The following is a 25,542-nucleotide window of genomic DNA, read 5'->3' as shown; positions in this document are numbered from 1 at the left end:
GGCGAAAAAGCCGGGCTAATCTCATTTATTGCGATGGGAGGTATCAAGTTGACTTTTTATTCTACATTTTGTAGAATTTAATTTATAAACTACAAGTTGTAGAAAATACGCGGTTGATCACAAAGGAGCGTTGTTATGAAATCCGTGCAAAAGATGTCGGAGGCGGAGTCAGAGGTCATGCGTGTGGTTTGGGCGGCGGGCGGACCGGTAACCTCCCAGGTTATCCTTGCCGAACTGAACAAACGGAAGGACTGGAAGCCGACCACGGTTTTGACTTTTTTGACCCGTTTGACCGAAAAAGGGCTGCTGCGGACGGAGAAGCGGAAGAAGGTCAACTACTATACTCCCGTGTTTTCCGAGGACGAGTACAAACATCTGGAAACGAGAGCCTTTCTGGAAACAGTTCACGAAGGTTCGGTCAAAAATTTACTCGCGGCCCTATATGACGCCGATGACATCAGCCCCGAGGAGATAGAAGAATTGAAAAAATGGTTTTCCGAAAGGTAGGGGGAGCGAGTGGGAACGATGTTGGCGATCACGGTGGTCGTCCTATCGATAACGGGAACGATCTTGTTTGGCGCGCTATGGCTTGCGAAGCCGCTCACATACAAATTATTCGACGCCCAGTGGCATTACCGTACACATAAGATCGTACTGCTGTTTTTGCTTCTGCCGATCGGAGTTATCGGCGGATTGATGTATATGCGCCCTCATGAATTAAACGGGCTGACCGAGGCTGACCCGATGCTGCAGCAAACAACCGTATACCTTGCGGATCAGGGAGCGGCAATCGGCCGGATCTGGACAAATTCACCGGGTTACACAAACATTTGGATGAATTGGGGAGTTTCGACGGAGTTGCAAGCTTTGCTGCCCCAAATCGGGTTTTGGCTGCCGTTCGTTTGGCTGGCGGGATTGGGGGTTACGGGCTTTCGATCATTGTCGGCCTATTTCCGGTTCCGCGCCAGACTTCGGCGTACCAATCTTCCCGTGGAAGGGGAAGCCCTGGAATTGTTCGCCTCCATTAAACGGGAAATGGGGATTCAAGGTAGCGTCTCGCTTCAATCGAATGATGCCGTGCGCACGCCCATGCTGATCGGACTGAGGCAGGCGACTCTGGTATTACCGGAAATCGAGCTGAAAGAACGGGAATTGCGGCTCATTTTTCGCCACGAACTAATCCATTACAAACGGAAGGATCTACACTTGAAGGTGCTGGCTCTGCTGGCTTGTTCGATCCATTGGTTTAACCCCGCGGTCTATCGTTGGCGTAAAGACCTCGACCGCTACATGGAAATGTCCTGCGACCAGCAGGTTGTTGCCGGAATTCCCGAGCAGGAAAGACGTTTCTACGGCGAAACCATTCTGAATGTGCTCGAACGCTCGACAACCCCCAGGGCGGCCGGGATATTTACCGGCTTTAGCGAAAACGCCGCTTGGATTAGAGACAGGCTGGTGCATATTTTGAAGGCAACGAAAAGAAGCAGACGTTCGGCTATTTTATCCGGAATATCCGCAGTTGTTGTTGCATTGGCCGGAGTCGGGGTCGCTACGGTGGTGGATGCCAAGGTAGAACCGGCGTCTGCCATGTTATCTCCCCAGAACATGAAGTCCACCTCGGTTGCATCGGTTTCTGCGGTGACTTTTTCCACGACCGACGTTGACATCAGTTACGAGGCTCAGACCGGCAGCGAATCCTCGCTAACGGAGGACGAACGGAAAGAGGAGCGGCATTTCGTTAAACTCGACCGTCAAATAAACGAGCTAACCGATGCCGACATCTATGACATTTATAAACAAGAGGCGATTCCATACTCGGATCCGATCGATTTTCAATTGGCGGATGGTACGATTACATTCCCTGGAGTGGACAAAATTCCGCTGAGCAGCCGTTGCGGGAGCGAGAAAAGTTCTTACGCAGCCAAAGTATATGCCTCCAGTAAGGTATTGGATTATGCGAACTACGCTCAACTGGAGACTCAACTATCGCGTATTGATGCTTGGGTGATCGAGTCTTTGAACAACCACGTCAGCGACCCGGAGGCCATTCGGGCCGAGATCGTTCAAACTTTGGCGGACCGCTTGAAATTGCCCGCTGATCTGATAACGGTGGAATTGAATGTACTTTAAGGGGGGACCGGGGATGCTTCGACGAAAAATGCGGTTGGGCATAGGTTTTATCGCCCTATGTTTGCTTATTGCAGGGTGTTACCCTACGTCCGGGCAAACAACACGGCATCGTTTCCTAAAAGTGATGTATTTTGGGGAGAGGAGCTTTTATGAAGATTACGGGGATTTGTTTTTAAGCAGGTACGGGGATGTCGATGTGGAAGTCGCTGTTTTGGATTCAAGCACGATAGACCCGGCGAAGGAGTATAGTGTGGCATTGCGTGAATTCATTCAACGCGAGAATCCGGATGTATTCTATTTATCCTCTAGTGAATACGAACGTTTTGTGCAGGAAGGTCTGCTGTCAAGCCTCGAACCGTTCATCAAGTCCGATCAATACGAGCTTTCCGGCATGCAGGGGCCGATTGTCGACTTTTTGAGGGAACTGGGAGTGGGACAACTCTACGGACTTAGTCCAACCTTTTACGTCCCGGCACTATACTATAATGCGGATTTGTTCAAACAGTATGGCGTTCGTCCTCCACAGGATAACATGACCTGGCGGGAAATCCTACAATTGGCTGCCAGGTTCCCTGCGGACGGACAAGGAGAGCGGCGCATCTACGGTCTGAGCGTTCCTTTCGTGCAATCGGCGGGTTCCCTGGCCGACAGAATTGCCGGAACGCAAGGATTGTCCGCGGTAAACCCGAAAACGATGCAGGTGACCTTGAATACGGATTCGTGGAGAGATGTTTGGGACATGGCGGTAAGCGCGGTTCAATCCGGTACCGTTTATTTGCCGGAAACCCCGTTTTACGGCGGCTCGCTGCAGGACTATCTGGACAATGATTTATTCTTGCAAGGGCGGGTAGCGATGAAGCTGGACGATGCGGGTTTGCTGGAAACTCTGGAGAGTCTGACTAAGACGATGCCGAAGTACAAAACCTTTTCATTCGATACCGTCACGGGGCCTGTCGATCCCGCAGATCGGTCCGCTTCACGCGACGTCGAGGTCGGTCAAATCTTCGCCATTCGCTCAGGCACCCCCAACCTGGAGGCTGCATGGGATTTTATCAAGTATGTAAACAGCGATGACTACGCCTCCATCAAAGCGCGAGTCATCCACAGCAGCTTGTTGACGCGGACGAGTCATTATAACGATAGCCGGTTGGAGGCTTTTAACAAATTGCGACCGTTATCGGTCGATTACGGCCGCGAGGCCAAACTTCCGGATTCGTTTGCAGACAAATTCAAGACGCTGACAAGCGATGAACTGGATAAGGTTGTGCGGAAAGAAAAGACTTTGAAAGAGGCGATGGAGTTTGTATCCACATCGGGCCAGTCGCTGTTGGAGCAAGCGATGAAGACAGAGATGTTAGAAACACCTTAATATGAACGTTCTTTCTTATCCGCCATTAGAATGATAAAATTTAGGATATAGGCATGCCGGTCGGAAAGTATAAAAGGGTAAGGGGCGGATCAGGGTGAGGAAAGGAATTGGGTCGCTGTTTAAATATATCGTTTTAGGTGGACTGGGTTTGTTAGCCTTATTTTATTTAGGGATGACGCTTTCGGCGATATTGCTGGCCATCTTTGAGTTTAAGCATAGTTGATTTTTTGTTGCCACTACCGGACGTTTCCTCCCTTTAATGTCATATTCCCCCATGCCGTTTTGCATTGGATCAAATAATTGGCGGTCTCGTCATGATTCGCAAACGGAGAGTTGAGGAAGCCACCTTTCATCCGAAAGGTGGCTTCCTCAATTTGGTTTTCGCTTATTTGTAAGCCGGCAGCCAGTCCCCGTGCGCTTCGATCAGGTCGTCGCACAAGGCGACGATGTCGTCGATCGACAGCTCGGCGGCCGTGTGCGGATCCAGCATGGCGGCGTGGTAGATGTGCTCCTTCTTGCCGGTCATCGCCGCTTCGATCGTCAGAAGCTGGGTGTTGATATTCGTCCGGTTCAACGCGGCGAGCTGCGGCGGCAGAGCGCCCACATAAGTCGGTGTCACCCCGGAGGCGTCGACCAGGCAGGGAACTTCGACGCAGGCCTCCGCCGGCAAATTGGTGATCAGGCCGGTATTCATGACATTGCCGCCGATTTTGTAAGGTTTATTGGTCTCCATCGCTTCCAGAATATATGACGCGTATTCCAGGCTCCGGGTATGTTCGATTCGCTCGCTGGCGAACAGCTTCTCCCGCATTTTTGCCCAGCCTTCAATCTGGTTGATGCAGCGGCGCGGGTATTCGTCCAGCGGGATGTTGAAGCGCTCGATCAGTTCGGGGTACGAACGCTTGATGAAATACGGATGATATTCCGCGGAATGCTCGGACGATTCGGTCACATAGTAGCCGAAGCGGAACATGAGCTCATAACGGACCATATCGTCGTGGATCTCTTTCTGCTTCTCGGCCGCCCGTCGTTTGATTTCCGGATACAGATTCTCCCCGTTCCGCTTGACCTCCAGCAGCCAGGCCATATGATTGATGCCGGCGATCTTCGTCTCCACCCCGTTCGGATCCATGCCGAGAGTTTCGAACAAACGCGGCATGCACACCTGAACGCTGTGGCATAGCCCGACCGTTTTTACGCCGCCGTGTGTGTTCATCACATTCGTCAGCACCGCCATCGGATTCGTATAATTGAGGAACCAGGCATCGGGGCATACCTCATGAATATCCCTGGCAAAGTCAAGCATGACCGGGATCGTACGCAGGTTGCGGAAGATCCCGCCGATGCCCAGTGTGTCGCCAATCGTTTGACGCAGTCCGTATTTTTTCGGCACTTCAAAATCGGTGATCGTACAAGGGTCATACCCGCCGACCTGAATGGCGTTAATGACGTATTTGGCGCCGCGCAGCGCCGCTTTGCGGTCGCTGTAGGCCTTGACGGTGCAGCGGCTCCCCAGCGATGCCGTCATGCTGTTAAGCAGACGTTCCGAGTCGCTCAAGCGCTCGGCGTCAATATCGAACAGCGCGAGCTCGAACCCTTGCAGCGCTTCCGTCAGCATCACATCCCCCAGCACATTTTTGACGAATACCGTACTTCCCGCTCCTAAAAAAGTAATCTTCGACATCCACTCATCCCCTCCATCAGGATCAAAATATTAAGATAGCGCTATCATGTACCTTCACTATACGCCCGCCGTCCGCGAACAGAACATGGAGCGACGCCTTGAAAACATGTCATTATCCAACTTGAATTAGGGGAGGGGGCCGCCGGATCGGCATAGAGCATGGTATAATATTGCTTATTTAAATGCAGTGCGTATGGAGGGAGGCTTACGGTTTGGCGCGCATCGATATAACCTATTACCACTCGGATGTCCAGGAGCAGATGGATTTGAAGCTGCTGTTTTTTGGGAAAGAAGAGTGCCTGCCCGGACATTTTTGGGGCCCGGGTGTTCGGGATGCCTATATCATCCATTTCGTCCATAGCGGACGGGGGCTGTTCAGCATCGCGGACAAAACATATGACGTCCGGGCGGGCGAGGGGTTTTTGATTCCTCCTGGCACGATCGTGCACTACCAAGCTTCCGACACCGATCCCTGGACGTACTCCTGGTTCGGTTTCCGGGGCCTGCAAGCGAAAACGTATTTGGAGCGAGCTTGTTTGACGCCGCTTACCCCCGTGTTTACACCGCTCGCCGGAAGAGGCTTCGAGAGCTTCTACGACGAGCTGTTGTCCGTACGGCCGGAGCGCGGCGGCGATGCGCTCAGCCTCGGTATCCTCTATCGTTTGATGGCCGGGCTGATTTCTTGTTCCCCCATTGAAGCGGAGGAGAGAACTGCCGACGCCAAGGAGGTCTATGTGAGCCATGCGATCGAAATCATCAAGAGCAGCTACAGCCAGAAGATCAGCATGCTGGAGATCGCCCGATCCGTCGGGCTTGACCGGACGTACTTGTCCAGTCTGTTTAAAGCCCGGTTCGGCGTCTCCCTGCAGGGGTTCCTGCTGGAGTACCGCATGCGGCGGGCGGCCGAACTCCTTCGGCGCCCGGAGCTATCCGTCAGCGACATTTCACGTTCCGTCGGTTATAATGATCCGTTCCTTTTTTCCAAAATGTTTAAAAAGGTGAACGGCTGCTCGCCCAAGCACTTTCGGGAAGGGACGGAACGTAGGGGGGGCCATAGCCAATAGACCGGGTCGCTAAGCGGCCCGGGTCCGTAGTCGCGATATAAATGACGTCGGCTGGCAGTAAAAAGTTACATCTGTCGGGTGTTGACGGTTAGGACAATCGAGGTTATTATAGATACATTAAGTCCATAATATATGAAACACTTGATTATTAACCAGAAGGAGAGGATGAATGATGAAAATATATGATGTCGGGATTATCGGCGGCGGACCGGCAGGGCTTAGTGCAGCCCTTGTACTAGGAAGGGCGAGAAGAAGCGTGCTCCTTCTCGATGAAGGGAAGCCGAGAAACCGGGTGACTCGCGAAGCGCACGGGTTTTTGACGAGAGACGGAATCGCCCCGGCGGAATTTCGCCGGATCGCCGCGGAGCAGCTGGGCAGATATCCGTCGATCGAGCTGGTGGAGGAGCGAGCCGAGGGCGTGTCGGGAGATGATGGGAGATTTGAAATTACATCGGCCCAAGGGAATGTGTATCGCGTCAGAAAGCTGCTGTTTGCAACCGGAAAAAGGGATCTCCCGCTCGAGATCAGCGGCCTAAGCGAGATTTACGGCAAATCCGCGTTCGTCTGCCCCTTTTGCGATGGCTGGGAGCTTCGCGATAAACCGCTGGTTCTGATCGCTGCGGGTGAAAGAGCGCTGCACATGGCGAAGCTTCTTACGGGGTGGACCGATCAAACGATCCTCTGCTCAAACGGCCCCAGCGGATTGAACGCCACGGAACGCGATGAACTTGGGCGGCACAGAATCCCGTTATGGGAAGCCCCGATTCGGCAAATTGAGTCCGCCGGCGGTCAAGTGGAACGGGTGCTGTTGGAAGACGGAACAAGCGTTTCATGCGAGGGGATCTTTTTCGCGCCGAAGCTGGAGCCGGGGTCGGAGCTGCCAAGATCGATCGGATGCGAGATGACGGAAGCGGGGACAGTGATCGTTTCGGACGACTTCGGAAGGACCCGCGTGCCGGGCGTATTCAGTGCCGGAGACGCGGCGACGGAAATGCACCAGGCCATCCGGGCGGCTTCCATGGGTTCCGCCGCGGCGGCGGGCATCCATATGGAGCTGGTTAACGAGGCGTGGAACCGGTTGGCTTGACACCCTTGGGCTTCACGGATATTATAGGCACCATGAGTCCATATTTCGGGGTGAAGCGATATGAAATTTTCCAAGGCGACGAATTACGCCTTACACACGATGCTTGCGCTCGTGGCCGAAGATCCGGTCAAGCCCGTCGGAGTTCAGCAGCTGGCCGATGCCCAGAACGTTTCTCCGACGTATTTGTCGAAGATTTTGACCAAACTGGTGAAGGCGGGCATGATCGAGTCCGTGTCGGGAGCGAACGGGGGCTATCGACTGACGAGAAAGAAAGAGGAAATGACGTTCCTGGATGTGATACAGGCCATCGAAGGAACCGCTTCTCTCTTTGACTGCAACTTTGATCACGGTTCGGAATGCCTGATTCAACAGGTCATGGTGGAGGCGGAGGAGAAGATGGAGCAGCATCTGAGAGCCACCAAGATGGTAGACCTGGCAAAAAGGATGAAAAATTAGGCCAATAGGCGGTTCCTCGCTTGACGGGAAATTCGGATGAACTAATCCGGGTTTCCTTTTTTGTTTCGCGGGAATTACTGGAGCCGGAGCTTTGGACCTAGATGTAAATCCTTAGCAGAACTTGATATAAGAGGTGAAAAAAGTTCATCCTCCACAGCGTTCGCTCGATATTTCATACTGGAACAGACGAGAAACGCAAAGGGGGGAGTTTGAATCATGTCGCTGACATTGGAAGAAGTTCAAGCGAAGTCCGCGGCGCGGTTGGCCGGCCTGCATGAAGTCGTTAAGCTCGCGGCCGAGAAGCTGATCGAGCGCTGCTATCACCGCGGAGTATATATCCGGATTACCCAGGGGCTCCGAACCATGGCGGAGCAGGAAGCGCTGTATGCCCAGGGGAGAACCAAGCCGGGCGCGATCGTGACGAATGCCAAGCCGGGATACAGCTTTCATAACTTCGGAGTGGCGATCGATTTCGCTCTGCTGCTTCCGGACGGTAAGTCGGTCTCCTGGGATATGTCGATCGATGGGGATCGCGACAAAACGGCGGATTGGCACGAAGTCGTCGCTGAGGCAAAGGCGCTGGGTTTTGAATGGGGAGGCGATTGGCGCTCCTTCAAAGATTATCCGCACCTGGAAATGACCTTTGGACTGACTACGGCGCAATACCGTGCAGGGGGCAAACCGTCACAGGCGGCCGTGGAAGCGATGTTGAAGAAAATCAATGCCAAGGAGGGAGAAGAACCGATGACCGCGGAGGAAAAGAAGGAGTTTGAAGCGTTAAAATCGACGGTCCGGGAGCAGGCGGCGCTGATCCAAACGCTGACAGGCAGCAAGGATACGTTGAAGGAATGGCTGACCCAGGTGGATGGCCGGGTCAAAACGCTGGAAGGAAGTAATTGCATGGACGTGCCGGAGTGGGCAAAAGAGGCGGTTCAAGCGGCTCAGTCGGCCGGTTTGATCGATTCGCCGTCCGGGGGCAGTCTCAGTTTTTACCGCTTGCTTACGGTATTGCACCGCAGTAAATTAATCCGTGTGGAGGTATGATTGGAATGAGTAAATGGAAAAACTACGGACTCTGGGTGTCGTTGGTATCCGCGATCTTATTGGCGGTGCAAGCTGTCGGAGCGATTTTTAATTTCCAGCTTGCCCCCGAAAAATACGATCAGATTATGGCGGCCGTCAATTCCCTGCTCGGGGTTCTGGTAGTGTTGGGCATCGTGAGCAATCCGGAAGCCGGCAAAGGTTTCCTGGACAAGAAAAAAGCAGCCGACAAATAGGTGAAGCAGCCCCGGCCGATTCGGTCGGAGCTTTGACTTTTGCCTCAAGGAATCGGGGAAGTTGACAAAAAAATCACAATGTAAAATCATTAACATAACTCCGCAAGTAGTGCTACAATGGATGGAAGTAATACAGAGATAGGACAAAGGGGTAATCGATATGACAACCATACTTAAAACATTGACCATAGCCGGGAGCGATTCCAGCGGAGGGGCGGGAATCCAAGCGGATTTGAAGACCTTTGAGGAATACGGAACCTATGGTTTAAGCGCGTTGACCACCATCGTGACGATGGATCCTGACCGCGGCTGGCATCACAGCGTTTATCCGGTGGAGGCGTCTCTGGTTGCCGAGCAGTTGAAAACCGTGTTTGCCGGCGGCCCGGTTGCCGCGATGAAAACGGGGATGCTGGGCAGTGTGGCGATCATCGAAGTGGTCGAGGACACCATTAAGCGGCATGGACAACAGAACGTCGTCATCGATCCGGTCATGGTCTGCAAGGGGGAGGACGAAGTGCTGAACCCCGAGAGCGCCGACGCGATTCGCGACCTGCTGTTGCCGCTGGCAACCGTAACTACGCCGAACCTGTTCGAAGCGGGCGTGTTGTCCGGGATGGGACGTCTGACCTCGGTGGAGGAGATGAAGGAAGCGGCCAAGCGGATTCGGGAACGGGGCGCCCGGAATGTCGTCATTAAAGGCGGAAAGGCGCTCGAAGGCGAAAAAGCGCTCGACCTGTTCTATGACGGTACCGAATTTGTGATTCTCGAGAGCGATAAAATTGAGCCGGCTTACAACCACGGGGCGGGTTGTACGTTTGCCGCCGCGGTAACGGGCGGGCTGGCCTGCGGGATGACCGTCAAAGAAGCGGTGGAGAAAGCGAAGAAATTCGTGACGGCCGCCATACGTTCCGGTTACGCGTTTAACGAATTTGTGGGTCCCGTCTTCCATGCGGGATATCGCTTGAACGGCGAGAAATAAACGAGGGTTATCCGATTCAAGGTCTTGTTCTCCTTTGGGGGAGAGCAGGACCTTTTTTTATTTTACAGGATGCTGAAAATTCATGTAAGGAAATGAAAAGAGATAAAGTAAGCGCTTTATTCGGGTTTTTTGCGGCGAAGTTTCGTAAAATCAGTCACATGCAGGGTTTTACTTGCATCCGGGAAAGGAGTATATTCACTCATGGATTTCATAACATGATTCGCTGAATTTCCAGAAGAGGAAAACGGGGGAACCGATTTGCCGTTAACGTTCGGCCGGAAAAGCATCGACCGGACTAAGCGGCAGGGGGTGAATTCGCGAACGGCTTCAGCCGGACGTGAAGGGGTGATTCTCGCCACCCTAATCCGACAGCTAACCTCGTAAGCGTAGTCCGGGAGAGGATGATACTGTGACCGTGTACCTTAAACATGGACCGCAGGGGTTCTGACCTCTGTGGTTTTTTGCCGTGCGTAAGTATGCTTTTTTTCCGGAGAAAAAGGGTATTCTATCTTAAATCAACTATGAGGTGTTGCAGTTATGTTTATGTTGCTGAAAAGAGTGCTCATCGGCCAGCCGCTGAAATCTACGGCGCTCGGAGAACAAAAGCTCACCAAGACGAAAGCGCTGGCGATCCTTTCTTCGGATGCCTTGTCTTCCATCGCCTATGGTCCCGAACAAATCCTCATCGTGCTGATGACGATCGGAGCGGCGGCCTTCTGGTATTCCGTTCCCATTGCCGTCGGAATTCTCGTGCTGTTGACGGCGCTCGTCCTTTCCTACAGACAAGTGATTTTCGCTTATCCGCACGGTGGAGGAGCCTACGTGGTATCGAAGGAAAACCTTGGGGTCAATGCGGGACTGCTGGCGGGCGGAGCGCTTTTGGTCGATTATATTTTGACGGTAGCGGTCAGTATTTCGGCGGGAACGGACGCCATTACCTCGGCCTTTCCGTCGCTGCATCCTTATAATGTGCCGATCGCCTGTCTGCTGGTGATCCTGATTACCGTGCTCAACCTGCGCGGCCTTACCGAGTCGGCCTCCATTCTCGCCTACCCGGTATACCTGTTTGTCCTGATCATGTTCATTACGATCGGAGCGGGCCTGTACCGCATTATGAGCGGCCAGGTCCCGGCGGATCTGCATGCCCCGATCGGAACCCCTGTCGCGGGATTGACCTTGTTTTTGCTGTTGAAAGCTTTTGCGTCCGGGAGCTCCGCCTTGACCGGGGTGGAGGCGATTTCCAACGCGATTCCGAATTTCAAGAACCCCGCGCCGAAGAATGCGTCCAAAACCTTGGCGGCGATGGGCATTCTGCTGGCCTTGCTGTTTTCCGGCATCGTCTGTCTCGCTTATTACTACGGCATCGCGCCGAAAGGCGAGGAAACGGTCGTATCGCAAATTGCGTCGGCAACTTTCGGCAGGGGCGGGATGTACTTCGCGATTCAGGGAATTACCGCCATGATCCTCGTCCTGGCCGCAAATACGGGATATTCGGCGTTCCCGCTGCTGGCGGTCAATTTGGCGAAGGATAAATATATCGCCCGGATGTTTACCGTCCGCGGCGACCGCCTCGGTTACTCGAACGGAATTGTGTTCCTGGCCGCGGCTTCCATACTGCTGATCATTGTATTCAAAGGGCAGACGGAGCATTTGATTCCGTTATATGCGGTCGGGGTCTTTATCCCGTTTACGCTGGCGCAGACCGGGATGCTGGTGAAGTGGATTCGGGAGAAACCCGAAGGATGGAGAGTAAAGCTGACCATTAATGCCGTAGGCGCGCTGATTAGCTTTACGGTCATGATGATGTTTTTTATTACGAAGTTTCCGCAGGTTTGGCCCGCGCTTATCTTTTTACCTGCCATCGTCCTTGTGTTTCATAAAATTCATAAGCATTACGAGGCCGTCGGCGATCAGCTCCGCATCACCACTTGCGAGCCGGCGGCCCGCGTCCAAGGCAACGTGTTCGTCATCCCGGTCGCCGGAATCACGCATGTGGTGGAGAATACGCTGAACTACGCCAAGTCTTTAAAGCCGGACCAAATTATCGCGGTATACGTGGCCTTTGATAAGGAAACGGAGAAGCAGTTTGAAGAAAAATGGAAGCAGTGGCAGCCCGATATCCGCCTGGTGACCATCTATTCGCAGTACCGGAGCATCATTCAGCCGCTGACCAAATTTATCGACACGGTCGAGCATAAGGCCAAGGAGCTGAATTACGGGGTGACCGTGCTGATTCCGCAGTTTATTCCGAAGAAACGGTGGCACAACGCGCTTCACAATCAGTCGAGCCTGTTGATTCGCGCCTTCCTGCTGTATCGCCGGGATTTAATCGTCACCACCGTTCCGTACCACTTGAAAAAATAGCCCGATGGTTGTGAAGCCCTCCGCATTAAGCGGAGCCGGCTTCAACCGAGCATGCTTCGCACCAGTTCGTTCATGCCTTTCCAGGAATCTTTCAGCACGAAGTCCTGCTGGATTCCCGCGTTCCACGGCCTCGGGATCAGAATCGTCTGCTTTCCGGTGTCCCTTGCGGCAAGGATATTATGCGGCCCGTCATCGATGAGCAGATCAAAACCAAGCAGATATTTGCGCTTGGCCACGAAGAAGTTCTCGAACGGGATAAACGGCAGGTGCCTTTGCAGCCAGCGCCATTTCTCGGCAACCGAGGACGGCCGGGCGGCGGTGACGATAATGACGTCGTAGTCCGCGGTCATCCTGCGGATTTCTTCTACCGTGTATTCGTCAAAAATGTCCAGTTCTTCATACAGACCGGGCCGGCCGAAGAACAAATCGTCCGTGCAGGCGGGGTGCCAAATCCCGCTTAAATCGAAGCTGACGATCTGTTCCAGCGTCAGCGGCAGGTCGGGATACATTATATTATGGTAATGGATAGCTTTCGGTATGAGATGGCAGATCGTGTCGTCCATGTCGATGGCTATTATTTTTTTGCTCATGATACATCTAGTTCTCCCCGGCATTCAATGCGTTGAATTTATTCGTAATTGTAATGGACCCGGCGGGAAAGCGCAAACTTTACAAGGAATGGAGCTATGGCATATTATGGGGCTATACCAATACAGACAGGAAGGAATGTGGAGATGGAGAGGACCCAGGCCAAACTTAAGAAACCCCAAGCGATGATTTTCGATATGGACGGTACGCTTTTCAAGACCGAGACTTTACTCATTCCCGCGTATCACCAGTTGTTCGACCGGCTAAGGGAAGAGAAGCTGTATGAGGGGGACACGCCTCCCGATGAACTGATGCTGAGCTGTTTGGGCATGCTGTTGGAGGATATATGGAAGAAAGTGATTCCGGACTGCAATGAGGCCGTGCACCGGAGGGCGGACGAATTGCTCCTGGAGCTGGAGCTTTCGGGGTTGAAGGAGAACACCTCCGAGCTGTACCCCGAGGTGAAGGAGACGCTTGAGGCGCTCAAAGCGCGCGGAATCCGGTTGTTTGTGGCCAGCAACGGGCTGGAGCATTATGTGAAGGGGGTAGCCGAAGCGCACGGCATTACCTCGCTGTTTGAAGGGATTTACAGCGCGGGCGAGTATATGACCCCGTCCAAGGTCGACCTCGTGCGGCTTCTTCTGGACAATCACGGTGTGACAAGCGCCTGGATGGTCGGGGACCGTTCCTCGGATGTCGAGGCGGGCAAGGAGAACGGACAGACCGTGGTCGGCTGCGCTTATGCCGATTTCGGAGACAATGCCGAGCTGGCCGGTTCCGACGTATTGATCCGCTCTTTCGGCGAGCTGATTTCCCTCGTGGATCAAGCGGAAGACGTTTAGATATCCTGCAGTGAATTATTTATGGAGGTGTTTTACATGCGACAAGTCTATTCCAATCCGATCGACCGACAAACCGGAATTCATCGAAAACAAATAAAAACGGTAGGTGGCCGCATCTGCGGTAGGGATTGTGATTAGCGCAATAGCGAATAGCGAATAGCGAATATTACCTTTTAGGGACCTGAAATAGTGCGCCGCCTACCCGAAAGGCGGAATCCGTTTTGCATAATGTTCAAGCGGCAAAAATATTTTATTTGATGAACTTCATGACTGCCCTGGCAAGCAGTACGATATTTACGACTTACAGCATTTATTACGTTACTGAGCTTGGCCTGAACCCGTTGGAGCTTGTTCTGATCGGCACGGTGCTGGAGCTGACGGTATTGATCTTCGAAGGGATTACCGGCGTGGTTGCCGATACTTACAGCCGCAAGCTTTCGGTCATCATCGGCATGTTCATTTTGGGCGCGGGGTTTGCCTTTGAAGGCAGCATCGTTTGGCTGCAGGACTTCGGGCAGATGATCCCAATCGTCGTCTGGGTGTTGCTGGCCCAATTGGTGTCCGGCATCGGCCACACCTTCATCAGCGGCGCGGACAGCGCCTGGATCGTTGATGAGGTGGGCGAGGCCTCGGCCGGTTCCATTTTTATGCGCGCCAAACGGGTGGCGTTGACGGCGACTCTGGTGGGCATCGGCGTTAGCGTAGGCCTTTCGGTGCTGGCGCCGAATCTGCCGTACTTGGCGGGAGGCCTGATGTATGTGGCTCTCGGACTGCTCCTCATCCGTCATATGAAGGAGACTCGCTTTGTCCGGCCGTCGCGGAGCGAAAAGTCTTCTCATTTCAAGGAGATGCGCCGGACCTGGACAAGCGGGGCAAGGGTGATCGCGGGCAGTCCGCTGCTGCTGATCCTTGTGTTCGTAACGCTGTTTAGCGGCGCGGCTTCGGAAGGCTATGACCGATTATGGGAAATTCATCTGATTCGGGAAATCGGCTTTCCGGATCGGTCGTTTTCCATGGCTGTTTGGTTTGGCCTGATTAGCGCGGCGTCCACCGTTTTGGGGATGCTGGCGGTAGGCTATACCGAGAAAAAGCTGAACATGAGCAATGAGCGGGCCGTGTCCGCGGCTATTTTTTTGCTCACTTTTATTCGTATTGCCGGCATGATTTCGCTTTTCCTGGCAACGGACTTCGTCTGGGCGCTGGCGTCCGTGCTGGCCGTAAGCGTAGTCGTTACCGTGAGTGAGCCGATCTATGCGACGTGGCTGAACATGAATCTGCGCAGCGACACCCGGGCTACCGTCCTGTCGATGGTCAGCCAGTCGGACGCGCTTGGTCAAACCGCGGGCGGCCCCGCCGTCGGATGGATCGGAAACCGCTTCTCCGTCCGGGCCTCCCTGTTGGCGGCGGCGGTATTGCTGCTCCCGATACTGGGCGTGTTCGGACGGCTGCTGCGCAAGCGGTAAAGTAATGGAATATAGAGTTAAAAGGGACCGCCCCTCAGGTTACTATGTGACTTGAGGGGCGGTTTTTATGGGGATTATCTTTAAGAAAAAGCGAGCCAGCCCTGATTTCGGGATTCTCAAGCCGTCCGAAATTAGCGGCGTTTTGGGCTGTTATTTCGGCCAGATTCGCTTTTACGGGTAAAATAGCGGCTAAAAAAGGCCTTGTTTTTGCTCTGGTGCGAATCCAAAAATCAGGTTACGGCCCGCTTTTCTCCACTGGCGTTGCATTAAACCTGACATGGTGCTGCCGATCCGCAATCTCTCTTGCGCCCGTTATAATAGCGGCGTTTCGGGCCGCTATTTCGCCCAGATTTGCTTTTTCGGGAAGAATAGCGGCTAAAAAGGGCCCTATTTCTCTGGTACGAGCCCAAAAATCCGGTTTTTGCCCGACTTTCTCTAAAATAAGGCCCCAAAAGACCGCTATTTCACACCAAAGAGCCAAATTCGACAAAATAGCGCCCCAAAAGGCCCCTATCCACCGGCCAGAGTTCAAAGGGACACGATTACTGCCCCTCCGCCCGGTTTCTTTAATTTGTCCAGTGTATCTTTAATTTCAACCCTGTTTGCAAAGGCTTTCATAGGATAAATTGAGTATTGAACCAGTTGCGCCTATTGGCGGGGAGGTGGTGCCGCAGCGGCTAGACTCATTTCCTAAAGCAAGGGATCATCATGACGAACGAAGAGGAGGGTATTGATGAAAGTACGATCCAAGAAAAGAACGCTGCCCAAAGTAACGTCGATGGTATTGACGGCCGCGCTGCTGCTCACGGCGGTTCCGTTATCCGCTCAGGCGGGGGATACCTGGCCGTTTCAAGGCGAAAGCGCGCACGGAAAAAATCAGCCGAGCGTCCACGGGTACACCAGCGGACATATTCTCGAATGGAGCCCGGAACGGGATCCCGATGCCGCGCTGCTGAGGTCCCACGTGCCGCTGCAAAAGAGAATCGCCCCGCTGTCGGCCACGCAGGCCAATCCCGCATTGAATCCGGAGGTCCGGATGATGAACATAGCGGGCGATTACGGCAACGCGTTTATCGAGAATGCGCCCTATACGAACAAATTCGCTCAATATCATTTTAACTTCTGGCAATATATCGATTACTACTCTTACTGGCACGGGACGGCGACCGCCTACACCCCGCCGGAATATTACGACGAACTGGCCCAAAAAGACTGGCAGCAGAAATGGTTCGAATTCGGCATGCTGAACATCCCGAACCCGACTTATACCGATGCCGCCCATAAAAACGGCGTGCTCTCCCTGGCCGGGATCTTCTTCTCGAACAATGACCGCGGACAGCAAACCTACAAACAGATGCTCGTCAAAGATGAGAACGGAGAATTTCCGGTGGCGAAAAAACTGGTCGAGATGGCGCGCTATTTCGGTTATGACGGTTATTTCGTCAATCAGGAGGAACAGCGTCCCAACGTGGCGGTCCAGGATATTCCCGACTATATCGCATTTATGAAAGCGCTTCAGAAGGGCGGGCTTTACGTCCAATGGTATGATTCCTTGGATACGAGAAACGGGGCCAATACATTTGCCCGCACGTTTAACGACAACAATATTTCGTTCCTCTACGATAAAAATACCGGCGAGCAGGTCTCCCAATCCTTCTTCTTCGACTACGGCATGGGAGACAGCCAGATCGACGCCGCCGCAACCTACTTGAACCAGGTCAATCAAGCGCACGGGACGGATTTCGATATGTACGAAGTCGGCTTCGCCGGGCTGGAGGCGGGCCGCGACCGGTTCAAAGACATCAACGGCAAAGCTTTGAAGGATAAGCTGGAAGACGGCCTTCCGCGTCTCAGCATCTCCACGTTGGGCGCGGATTTTGTTCATGCCGGGCTGGATGAGGATATGAATCAATCCTGGCCCGTCCGCCATCGGGCGGAGAACGACTACCAATGGATGACTCACCTGCGCGAGCGGCTCTGGTGGTCCGGACCGAACGCGGATCCGAAGAATACCGCGGTTTCTCCGGTAAATACGGTCTCCGACGTGTATGCGGACAACCGGTATTGGCCGGGGATCGCCTCGGTCATCGCCGAGCGTTCGGTTATAGGGGACACCCATTTTTACACCCGGTTCAACACGGGGCACGGCCTGTCGTATTATGTGGACGGCAAAGTGTCCAACCCGGACGAATGGTCGAACATGAGCCTTCAGGATATCCCCGTGACCTGGCAGTGGTGGCAGGATACCGAAGGGAACCGGCTCACCGTGGATTTCGACTATGGCCCGGAATATAACGCCGGCGGCATGGATCGCTTCGATTATGAGCGGGTCGGCGCATACCAGGGCGGCAGCTCCCTGGTCGTGAGCGGGGAGTTGAACGCCGAGAACTTCCTGCGCCTGTACAAAACCGATTTGGACGTAAACGCGAAATCCAAGCTGTCCCTTGCGTTTAACAAAAGCTCCAAGAACGACAAGTCCACCATGCATATCGGTCTGGTCTTCGCGGACGCCCCGGACAAAGTCGTCAAAGTGGAAGTGCCGAAGAGCGGAAAGCGAACGAAGGGATGGGAGACGGCCGAGCTGGATTTGGGCGCTTACGCCGGTAAATCGATCGCCGCGTTCGGCCTGGTATTCGATCCCGGTCACAAGCGGATACCGGATTACCAGATGAACATCGGGGAGATCCGCATTTATGACGGCTCCGCCGTCAAGCCGGCCGCACCGACCGGGCTGGCCATACAGGCGGCCTACACCGACAGCGGGGAACTGGAGCTGAAGTGGAACCGCGACCCGGATTATACCAAGGTCAAGCAGTACAATGTCTACGTGAACGACGTATATGTAGGCGGGAAATACGATGAAGTATTCTATATCAAAAAACTCCCGGCCCGCTCCGGCAAGATTAAAGTAGCCGCCGTCGGAGCGGACGGCCTGGAAGGAAAGGCCGCGGAGCTGAAATTCGATTTGACCGCGTCCCCGTCGAATCTGCGGGTCGACTCCCGGGCCGACGGCACCTTCGCGGTCGATTGGGACCTACCGAACAAGGCCGCCGGCGACGTTACGGTCAGCGTGAAGTCCCTGAGCTGGATCACGACGGAACAGCCGGTGTCCGAGCGCTTGACCGTACCGGCCGGTTCGAAGACCGCGGTGTTCAAAAATATGCCGGTGAACGGCGACGATTATCTCGTAACGGTCGCCCTGGGGGACAAAACCCCGGTTGCGGTCAGCGGCCGGTTCATCGATACGGTATCGGAGCCTTATGCCGAGGCATGGTCATGGGAAGGAAACACCTTGAATCTGCCGATGCCGAATACCCGGGACTGGCGCTACATGTACGTGTACGAAGACGGAGCGCTCCGCTCCTTCCCGACGACATACAATGTCGGGGACAAAGACCGGATCATCCGCGGCCGGACGACGAAGGCCAGCCTTCGCTTTACTTCCGCGGCAAGTAACGTGTACGTGATCATGGAAGACTACGCCGGGAACAAATCGGCGCCGGTCTACTTGCGAGGCGAAGAAGAATAGAACGTTGAAGCCGCTCCTCCTCATGATGAGGAAGGGGCGGCTTCGCGTTTGTACATCCAAAGCGCGTACTCCAAAGGTTTAACGATCGCACGGCGATAGGCCTCGGCATCCCCCGTTTGGATGAACACCTCGCGCGCCGGCTTGGGGTTGACCTCCAGCAGGTAGACCCGGCCGCTGCGATCGATCGCCAGATCCAAGGCCAGCTCGCAGAGGGCTCCGATGTTTGATTCGAGGTAGGCGGCGACATCCAGACTCAGCTTTTCGGCCGCTTTCCGGATTTCGGATCGCTTCTCCTCACTGTTCGAGATGTGCCGGAGCAGGACGTTCATCGGCGCGGCCTTCCCTCCTCCGTGCAGGTTGGAGGTTACGCTGCGGTGCGGCCCGATGCGGCCGGCGCACCCGGTCACCTCCCATTGGCCTTGCCCGTTCTTCTGCACGAGCATCCGGTAATCGTGTACGCGGCCGTCCGGCAGTTTAATCTGTATGCCCTGCTGGGCAAGAAACCTGCCGCGGCCTTTCCAGTTCAGCAAAAAAGCGCCGAGCCGGGATTTGTGCATCTTTTGCGCGGGGATGATCTTCCGGTTTTGACGGCGGCCCTGAATGAGAAAGTGGTCGCCGCCAAGCCGCTCCACCCGCACGATTCCGCGGCCCCCGGTACCGTTGATGGGCTTGACGTAAACGGACGGATAGCTTCGGAGCAGCCGGAACACATCGCCGCCGTTTTGAAACAGCACCGTTTCGGGCAAGTGTTTGCGAAAGGAGGATTTGTGCGACAGGATCTGGTATATCGTCCACTTGTTGCGCAGCGGCCGGTTTAAATACTTCAAGCTTCCGTATTTGGCCCTGAATTTCAGCAGCTGCTCAAACCGCTTGCTCCGCTGAATCCGGCAACGGTCGAAGATCAAATGCGGAAATCCCCGCCATTTTCGCGACCATTTTTTTGAACTCGGATCGTAGACCATCGCATGGATCAATTTCTTTTTGTCATATACATCCATGGGGGTGAATACAAAAATATCAAGACCGAGCTTTTGACCTTCCGTAATCATTCTTTGGTAAATATGCCGTTCCTCCAACTGCTTCTTGTCGTTCAAATATAGAGTCAAAATGCCGAGGACGGGTTGCGCCACGGAACATCACCTTCTTTCTTCCAGGATAAGTTCGGACCGCCCGCCTGGAGCTTTGACCATGCCGCCGGCGGTGAGTCCGGCCCGGAAACACATTTGCAGGCCGGAAACGCTGCTTAAAGGGACGCGGCAGCTGAGTTTCCCTAGCACGGAAATTTGCCGGCCCAGCAGTTTCGATCCGAGTCCTCTTCCGCGATAGAGCGGATGAACAACGACCAGACTCAATCCGCGCCCATAATCGGTGACGCAGGAAAAGCCGGCCAGTCTCGGGCCGTCCTCGGCTTTGATTTTGGCGAGCAGAAGAAGGGAGCCGGGGGAATGCAAATGGCGGGGAGTCAGCTTCATCAGTTCCCGGACCGTATTCGCGGGCAGGGCGGTTCTTCCGTATTTTTGCGTAAAGGCGATCAATTCGGCTTGCTGGATTTCCCAGGGACTTCCCTCTTTCGGCCGCCAAGTCTCAATCAACATCGCGGTCACCTCTTTAACGGCTCCAAATCCTTGCCTTGCCGGTATAAATAATGACTGAACTGGAAAATGCGCTCCAGCGACTTTTTGCGGATATGGGGCTCGTCAAACTTCATCGGTTTGGCGTTGGCCTCAAAAAACCAGATCTTCCCCTCGTGGTCGATACCCAGATCCATCGACATTTCCCCGAGCGTATGCCCCGCGCCTTTCTCGATTTGCTTGGCGATCAGAAGCGCGTTCGACTTCAGGCGGCTCATGAGGTAGTTGGTCATCTCCTGACCGAACACCGACAGGAGCATTTTTTCGGGGTCTTCTACGCTGCCGCCCTGGGGCACATGCGTCGTGATTCTCCGGAAGCCGGCCAGTCGTGCCCCGACGCCGGTAACGGTCCAGACGCCCTTCCCTGTCTTCTGCACAAGCACCCGCAAATCGAAATGCCTGCCTTTGTACGAGACCAGCTCGATTCCTTCCTGAACGATATACCGGGTCTTTCCGGTTTCCGCTTTAATGCGTTTCCACAGCAGTTGGGGCTTCCCGGTTTTATACACGACGTTTCTGCGCTTTACCCCCTGGATCGTGAGCCGGTAAGGTTTCAGATCCTCCCTGTCGTATTGAAGCAGCATGATGCCTTTTCCGGCCTTCCCGCTTTCCGGCTTCAAATACAGACTGCCGTACTCTTCCAGCATCGGCAGGAGGCTGCCCGGGGTGCGCAGCCGTTTGGTGTTGGGAACGAGCGCACGTGTGGCCCGGTTTTTTTTCAGCCAATCGAACAGCGTCCATTTGTTGAAAAAGAACGGGTTAAACAAATGGATGCTGCCGTGTCGGAGACAGTCGTCGATTTTCCGGCGGACCGAAGGCCTGCGCTCATCCTCCCGCCGCGGTATCCGGTTGTAGATGACTTGAGGCAGCGGAAGCCACTGCCTTTTCCACTGCTTTTCTTCCGTATGATACAAATAACCCTGGACTTTTTTGGCGGTCAGCTTCAAGTCCTTGGTTGTCACGACATAGACCGGGAAATCCAGCTCTTTGCCGATTTTGACGATATCCCGAAAATTCGCCCGGTTTCCGCGGAATTGCGTCAGGTCGTCCTCGACCGTGAGGATGGCCACGACGGGCTTGGCTTCGCCTGCAAGCTGACTCATCCGTTTTCCCTCCTCCGGAACTTGCTCAAATACAGACAGTGCTCCAGGATGTGATCCACCGAAGCGCGTCCTTCCGCCCGCAGCGACGGGTGCTTAAAGATGGAGCGTCCCGGTTTGGCGTTCGCTTCGAACATCCAGATTTTCTCGTCGCGGTCGATCCCGATATCGAAGCCGATTTCCCCGATCAGATGCTGGTGGTGGCTCTCGATCGCCTCAGCCAGTGTGATGGCGACGCTCTTGGCACTCCTCAGCACCTCATCCGACCGGGGACCGAAGGTGCGGGCCAACGCCTGCTCGGGGGTTAACAGGGAACCGCCGTTTTTGAGGTGGGTGGTTACGCTGCCTTTCCCGGCTTTCTTGGCGCCGATGCCGACGACCGCCCATTGATTTTTCCCGTTCTTATGCATGTGGAAGCGAAAGTCGATCGGGCAGCCGTCGATTTCGATCAGCCGTATGCCCTGTTGGGCGACGTAGCCGCGCAAACTGCGGCCGTGCCGGGCCTGGAGGGTGCGCATCATGCTGGCGAAGGAACCGAAGCGGAGCAGCGCGTTTCTGCCGTTTTTCCGATATCTCGCGTAATAGCCGCTCCTCTGGATTTTGGACAGCCGATAAATCCCGTTGCCGAGACTCCCGCTGTTCGGTTTGTAGTAAATCAGGGAATGGCGATCCAGCAGGTCCTTGATCTGCTCGGGGCTCGGGCTCATGATCGACTCCGGCACATACCGTCCCACCAGGGGATCTTTTTCAAGCATGCGGTAAATATCGGATTTGTTAAAAAAGCTCCAGTTAAAGAACGGAATTCTGCGCCGGATAAATCGGTCGCGGAGCTGGGTGATCGCCGGCGTGGTTTCGGCCCGCCTGCTCGGGAGACGGTTGTACACGACATCCGGCAGGGGAACCTTCTTTCGGATGAAATGGCCGGATTCACCCAGAAAATATCCGTTGATCGTCTCGCTGTCCCACTGAATATCCCGTGGCGTAAAGGCAAAGATATAAGACAATTTGCTTCCCTGTCTCAGCAGTTGCTTGATGAACCCGGTCCGGGAACCGAAAGGGTTGGTGGCGGATGAAGTCGGACCGTCCGAAAGCACGCCGATCAGAGGCCCGATCTGAACTTCCCCGTCTTGCAGACTGCGCAGGAATATGCCGCCGGCTTGGGGGATTTTAATGCCTTTGCGGATGCCGGAGGCGAGATAAAGATGCTTCCCCGGTTTTTTGATCGGTTTGACGGTCGCGGGGATCCGCTCGCCGCCGAATCTGAGGTGAACCGACTTCTTCCCCGACAGCTTCAAGTTTTTCATCAAAGAGCCGGACACGTAGACGACCCTTTGGGGCTGCTGCGTGAAATGGACGTTGCAAAAAGTCAAACTCATGAATTTTTCCTCCTAACAAAGTCTTCCGTGCCTCATTCAAGGTTTGCTCAGCAGCAAATAACGGGCGTACAGAATCGGATTCTCCACCGACTTTCTGGCGCTCCTGCGGTCCCCGATTCGGAAGAAGGAGGAGCGGCCGGGCTTGGAGTTCACCTCCAGGACCCATATGCGGCCAACCTTTCGGTCGATGCCGAAATCGATCCCGAGTTCCGCCAGGCGGCCGAAATGCGACTCAAGCGCCGGAGGAATCCGCAGCGCCAGATCCCGGATCGAGGCGAGGGCGGCCTTGGCTCCCGGCATCCCCAGCTCCCGGATCAGGACCGGTAACGCCCGGTGAGCGGTGCCTCCGCCGTGCAGGTTCGAGGTGAGCGCGTTCCTTGCGCCGACCCGCGCAGCCGTACCGGTAATTTCCCAGGCTCCGGTATCGTTTTTCTGCACCAGTACCCGAATATCGAAAGGCTCCTTTTTGGCGGTGCTTAGTTCCAAAAAGGGCTGGATCAGAAAGGACCGGCCCGAAGTGAAGCGGTGAATCCAGTCGAGACCTTCTTCACTGTCGGAAAATTGCTTGTGGAGTATTCCATTTCGCGGGTCCCTTCCGGTAATTTTGAGGCCGCCGTGAAGTTCGGATCTCTTTACATGCAGCGTTCGCTTGCCGTGGGTTCCGTGCTCGGGCTTCAAAAAGGCTTCGCCGCCATGCTGGCGGAGCCAGACGGCCAAATGTTCCGGGCCTTCATAGCGGGCGGTTTCCGGCAGATGAGGTTCGAACTCCGGGAATTTCCGGAGCGCTTGATACACCTGCCATTTCCCGGTTAACCCCCGCGTCAGGTAAACGAAGGGATGCTGCTCCGATAATCGGGACAGCGCCTGCCTTTTGCGCTGCTGCTGCCTCCGGTCGTGGGTGAAGCACCGGTCGTAAATGACGTCCGGAGGCGGGAAAAGCTTGTGGTGCCATCCTCCGTTCTCATAACTGTAGCCGGGGACGGACTCGCTTCCCGGTCGGAGGAACGACGGGCAAAACACATAAACGGTCATCCCCCGGCTGGAGCCGATTTGACACAGTTTACGGCAGTATCCCGGTTCCGCGAAAGGAACGGGGGCCCGGCCTTCGGCGACCAAAATGCCGATAACGCCTTTGGTTCGTTTGCTGAACATCACTCTTCTTCCTCCTCAGAAGCCGGACAAATAACTGGCGTATTCTACCACCTGCTTGACGGAGGGACGGATCTTGCCGCCTCCGATCGGGGTGTTGTCGTTTTTGGATGGCTTCGAATTCACTTCAATCAACCAGATCCGCCCTGAGGTATCGAGAGCGAGATCAATGCCGAGTTCCCCGAAATGGGCGGGAATATGATGGTCGACGCCCTCCGCGATATCCAAAGCGGCTTTGCGCAGCCGGACCGGGACTTTGCTCTTTATTCCGGCAGGCAGCGCACTCCGGGCGACGGCTTCTTTGACCGTGCTTAACGAACCGCCCCGGGCCAGGTTGGAAACGAAGTGCTGGCTTCCGGCGGTGCGGGCCACGATGGAGGTGACATTCCATTTTCCCGTCTGGTTTTTCTGCACCAAGGCGCGAAAATCGACCGGCCTGCGATCCGTCTCGATCAAAGTCAGTCCCTGCTGGATCTGGTAGCGTGTCGTTTTCATCTTGCCGGCAAGGGAAGAGAACAGCTTGGCGAGGCTGGGATACACCTGCCGACGCGTTCCTCCGACCTGGGCGGTGAGCGTTTGATAAGATCCGCCGTCCAGTTTGGAGATCCGGATGATGCCCTTGCCGAGACTTCCCCTGATCGGCTTGAGAAAGACGACGGGATGTTTGGCGCACATCGTTTTTAGTGTAAGAAAGTTACGAAAGAGATGGGATTCCGGCAAATACCTGGAGAGCGAGGCGTCACGCTGCAGCGCGTCGAACACTTCGGTTTTGTCTAAGAATTTCTCATTGAAAAAATGACTGCCGTAGCGGGATTTTACTTCTTTCAAGAAATGCTGTACGCTAGGTTTGTTCTCAAGCTTTCGTGAAGTAAGGCGATTGTAGAATACATCCGCCGCAGGAACCTGGGCCTTTTTCCATCCGTCGCCGTATACCCAGGCCGATAGTCGGCTGGAATTGGAACCGATATGATTCGGTGTGAAAAAATAAACATACACCCCTTGACGCTGACAGGCGTTAACGAGCTCTTTGCAGAACAGGGTGATCGGTCCGAACGGCCGTTCCGCTGAATCCGGATAGTCCTTGCTGATCAGCACGCCGACCAGCGGTCCCAGCTGCAGAGTCGTGGAGTGGGACCGGTAGGTCAGCCGCAATGAAGAGCGCGGCATCAGGCCCATTTTGTCGGCCAGCTCCTGACTGATGCGCATTCCGTCATATTTGGCCAGCGGGACGACCCGAACGGACTGCCGGAAGGAACCGAAGACGATTTGCATCTGATGATGAACAGGGATTTTCCATTGTCTGACCAGTTGTTCCCCAAGAACAAGGTAATCGTTCTCCAGCAAATTCGGACTCATGATCTGGATTTTCAGTTTTTTGGAGGGCATGAAGCGGATCTCCTTCCAAGCTTAGGCTTCATATCTAGGATGTAAAATGGTCATCTGCATAAGCGCAT

The 25,542-nt window shown here is 54.5% G+C and carries 21 protein-coding genes and 1 riboswitch; of the genes, 13 read left to right on the top strand and 8 right to left on the bottom strand.

The window, feature by feature from the left end; translation table 11 throughout:
* Positions 1–135: 135 nt before the first annotated feature.
* From FRY98_RS04650 to FRY98_RS04640, 3 genes are read left to right on the top strand one after another with little or no spacing between them, the layout of a single operon-like run.
* On the top strand, positions 136–507 hold the full coding sequence (locus FRY98_RS04650; protein WP_148450552.1) for a BlaI/MecI/CopY family transcriptional regulator: 372 nt from the start codon (positions 136–138) through the stop codon (positions 505–507).
* A gap of 18 nt (positions 508–525) precedes the next feature.
* Positions 526–2,130: a M56 family metallopeptidase gene (locus FRY98_RS04645; RefSeq protein WP_225038309.1), complete on the top strand. Its 1,605-nt coding sequence runs from the start codon at positions 526–528 to the stop codon at positions 2,128–2,130.
* A 13-nt stretch (positions 2,131–2,143) separates the two neighbouring features.
* A complete protein-coding gene (locus FRY98_RS04640) occupies positions 2,144–3,499 on the top strand; it encodes an ABC transporter substrate-binding protein (RefSeq protein WP_170287026.1) in 1,356 nt (451 codons plus the stop codon).
* Between the two features lie 385 nt (positions 3,500–3,884).
* On the opposite strand, the gene melA is transcribed toward FRY98_RS04640, so the two are convergent.
* Positions 3,885–5,183, bottom strand: coding sequence for an alpha-glucosidase/alpha-galactosidase (gene melA / locus FRY98_RS04635; RefSeq protein ID WP_148450549.1), 1,299 nt, complete (start codon positions 5,181–5,183; stop codon positions 3,885–3,887).
* A 212-nt stretch (positions 5,184–5,395) separates the two neighbouring features.
* Between melA and FRY98_RS04630 the strand changes: the two genes are divergently transcribed.
* The 7 genes from FRY98_RS04630 to FRY98_RS04600 all read left to right on the top strand — a co-directional run bounded on the left by FRY98_RS04630 (position 5,396) and on the right by FRY98_RS04600 (position 12,410).
* The gene (locus FRY98_RS04630; RefSeq protein ID WP_225038275.1) at positions 5,396–6,247 is read left to right on the top strand and encodes an AraC family transcriptional regulator; all 852 of its coding nucleotides are present in this window, start codon (positions 5,396–5,398) and stop codon (positions 6,245–6,247) included.
* Between the two features lie 169 nt (positions 6,248–6,416).
* Positions 6,417–7,334 (top strand): NAD(P)/FAD-dependent oxidoreductase, encoded by a 918-nt coding sequence (locus FRY98_RS04625; RefSeq protein ID WP_148450547.1) that lies wholly within the window; start codon positions 6,417–6,419, stop codon positions 7,332–7,334.
* A gap of 60 nt (positions 7,335–7,394) precedes the next feature.
* Complete coding sequence (locus FRY98_RS04620) at positions 7,395–7,790, top strand: Rrf2 family transcriptional regulator (RefSeq protein ID WP_148450546.1); 396 nt, start codon at positions 7,395–7,397, stop codon at positions 7,788–7,790.
* 216 nt (positions 7,791–8,006) lie between these two features.
* Entirely contained in the window at positions 8,007–8,834 is an 828-nt protein-coding gene (locus tag FRY98_RS04615) for a M15 family metallopeptidase (protein ID WP_148450545.1), read from the top strand.
* Positions 8,835–8,839: 5 nt separating this feature from the next.
* Positions 8,840–9,067, top strand: coding sequence for a phage holin (locus FRY98_RS04610; protein WP_225038274.1), 228 nt, complete (start codon positions 8,840–8,842; stop codon positions 9,065–9,067).
* Between the two features lie 160 nt (positions 9,068–9,227).
* The gene (gene thiD, locus FRY98_RS04605; RefSeq protein ID WP_148450544.1) at positions 9,228–10,046 is read left to right on the top strand and encodes a bifunctional hydroxymethylpyrimidine kinase/phosphomethylpyrimidine kinase; all 819 of its coding nucleotides are present in this window, start codon (positions 9,228–9,230) and stop codon (positions 10,044–10,046) included.
* Positions 10,047–10,257: 211 nt separating this feature from the next.
* Positions 10,258–10,449: riboswitch (cyclic di-AMP (ydaO/yuaA leader) on the top strand.
* 134 nt (positions 10,450–10,583) lie between these two features.
* Positions 10,584–12,410 carry an APC family permease gene (locus FRY98_RS04600; protein WP_148450543.1) on the top strand — a complete coding sequence of 609 codons (1,827 nt, stop codon included), beginning with the start codon at positions 10,584–10,586 and terminating at the stop codon, positions 12,408–12,410.
* A gap of 41 nt (positions 12,411–12,451) precedes the next feature.
* Here FRY98_RS04600 and FRY98_RS04595 read toward each other — a convergent pair whose 3' ends face one another.
* The gene (locus FRY98_RS04595) at positions 12,452–13,000 is read right to left on the bottom strand and encodes a 5' nucleotidase, NT5C type (RefSeq protein ID WP_148450542.1); all 549 of its coding nucleotides are present in this window, start codon (positions 12,998–13,000) and stop codon (positions 12,452–12,454) included.
* Between the two features lie 144 nt (positions 13,001–13,144).
* Between FRY98_RS04595 and FRY98_RS04590 the strand changes: the two genes are divergently transcribed.
* From FRY98_RS04590 to FRY98_RS04580, 3 genes are all read left to right on the top strand, one after another.
* Positions 13,145–13,840: an HAD family hydrolase gene (locus FRY98_RS04590; protein ID WP_148450541.1), complete on the top strand. Its 696-nt coding sequence runs from the start codon at positions 13,145–13,147 to the stop codon at positions 13,838–13,840.
* Between the two features lie 221 nt (positions 13,841–14,061).
* On the top strand, positions 14,062–15,303 hold the full coding sequence (locus tag FRY98_RS04585) for an MFS transporter (protein ID WP_338114590.1): 1,242 nt from the start codon (positions 14,062–14,064) through the stop codon (positions 15,301–15,303).
* Between the two features lie 733 nt (positions 15,304–16,036).
* Complete coding sequence (locus tag FRY98_RS04580) at positions 16,037–18,832, top strand: endo-beta-N-acetylglucosaminidase (RefSeq protein WP_249043328.1); 2,796 nt, start codon at positions 16,037–16,039, stop codon at positions 18,830–18,832.
* A gap of 20 nt (positions 18,833–18,852) precedes the next feature.
* On the opposite strand, the gene FRY98_RS04575 is transcribed toward FRY98_RS04580, so the two are convergent.
* From FRY98_RS04575 to FRY98_RS04550, 6 genes are read right to left on the bottom strand one after another with little or no spacing between them, the layout of a single operon-like run.
* Positions 18,853–19,962, bottom strand: coding sequence for a YheC/YheD family endospore coat-associated protein (locus FRY98_RS04575; RefSeq protein ID WP_148450540.1), 1,110 nt, complete (start codon positions 19,960–19,962; stop codon positions 18,853–18,855).
* Between the two features lie 6 nt (positions 19,963–19,968).
* Positions 19,969–20,427, bottom strand: coding sequence for a GNAT family N-acetyltransferase (locus tag FRY98_RS04570; protein ID WP_211373259.1), 459 nt, complete (start codon positions 20,425–20,427; stop codon positions 19,969–19,971).
* Positions 20,428–20,432: 5 nt separating this feature from the next.
* Positions 20,433–21,566 carry a YheC/YheD family endospore coat-associated protein gene (locus FRY98_RS04565; protein WP_148450539.1) on the bottom strand — a complete coding sequence of 378 codons (1,134 nt, stop codon included), beginning with the start codon at positions 21,564–21,566 and terminating at the stop codon, positions 20,433–20,435.
* On the bottom strand, positions 21,563–22,939 hold the full coding sequence (locus FRY98_RS04560) for a YheC/YheD family endospore coat-associated protein (RefSeq protein ID WP_148450538.1): 1,377 nt from the start codon (positions 22,937–22,939) through the stop codon (positions 21,563–21,565). Before FRY98_RS04560 ends, FRY98_RS04565 begins: the two co-directional genes overlap by 4 nt.
* A 36-nt stretch (positions 22,940–22,975) precedes the next feature.
* Positions 22,976–24,091, bottom strand: a complete 1,116-nt coding sequence (locus FRY98_RS04555; protein WP_148450537.1) for a YheC/YheD family endospore coat-associated protein — start codon at positions 24,089–24,091, stop codon at positions 22,976–22,978.
* 15 nt (positions 24,092–24,106) lie between these two features.
* Entirely contained in the window at positions 24,107–25,474 is a 1,368-nt protein-coding gene (locus FRY98_RS04550) for a YheC/YheD family endospore coat-associated protein (RefSeq protein ID WP_148450536.1), read from the bottom strand.
* Positions 25,475–25,542: the final 68 nt, after the last annotated feature.

Source organism: Paenibacillus faecis (genome assembly GCF_008084145.1).
GTDB classification, from domain to species: domain Bacteria; phylum Bacillota; class Bacilli; order Paenibacillales; family Paenibacillaceae; genus Fontibacillus; species Fontibacillus faecis.
This window is presented reverse-complemented; position numbering and strand designations above follow the sequence as displayed.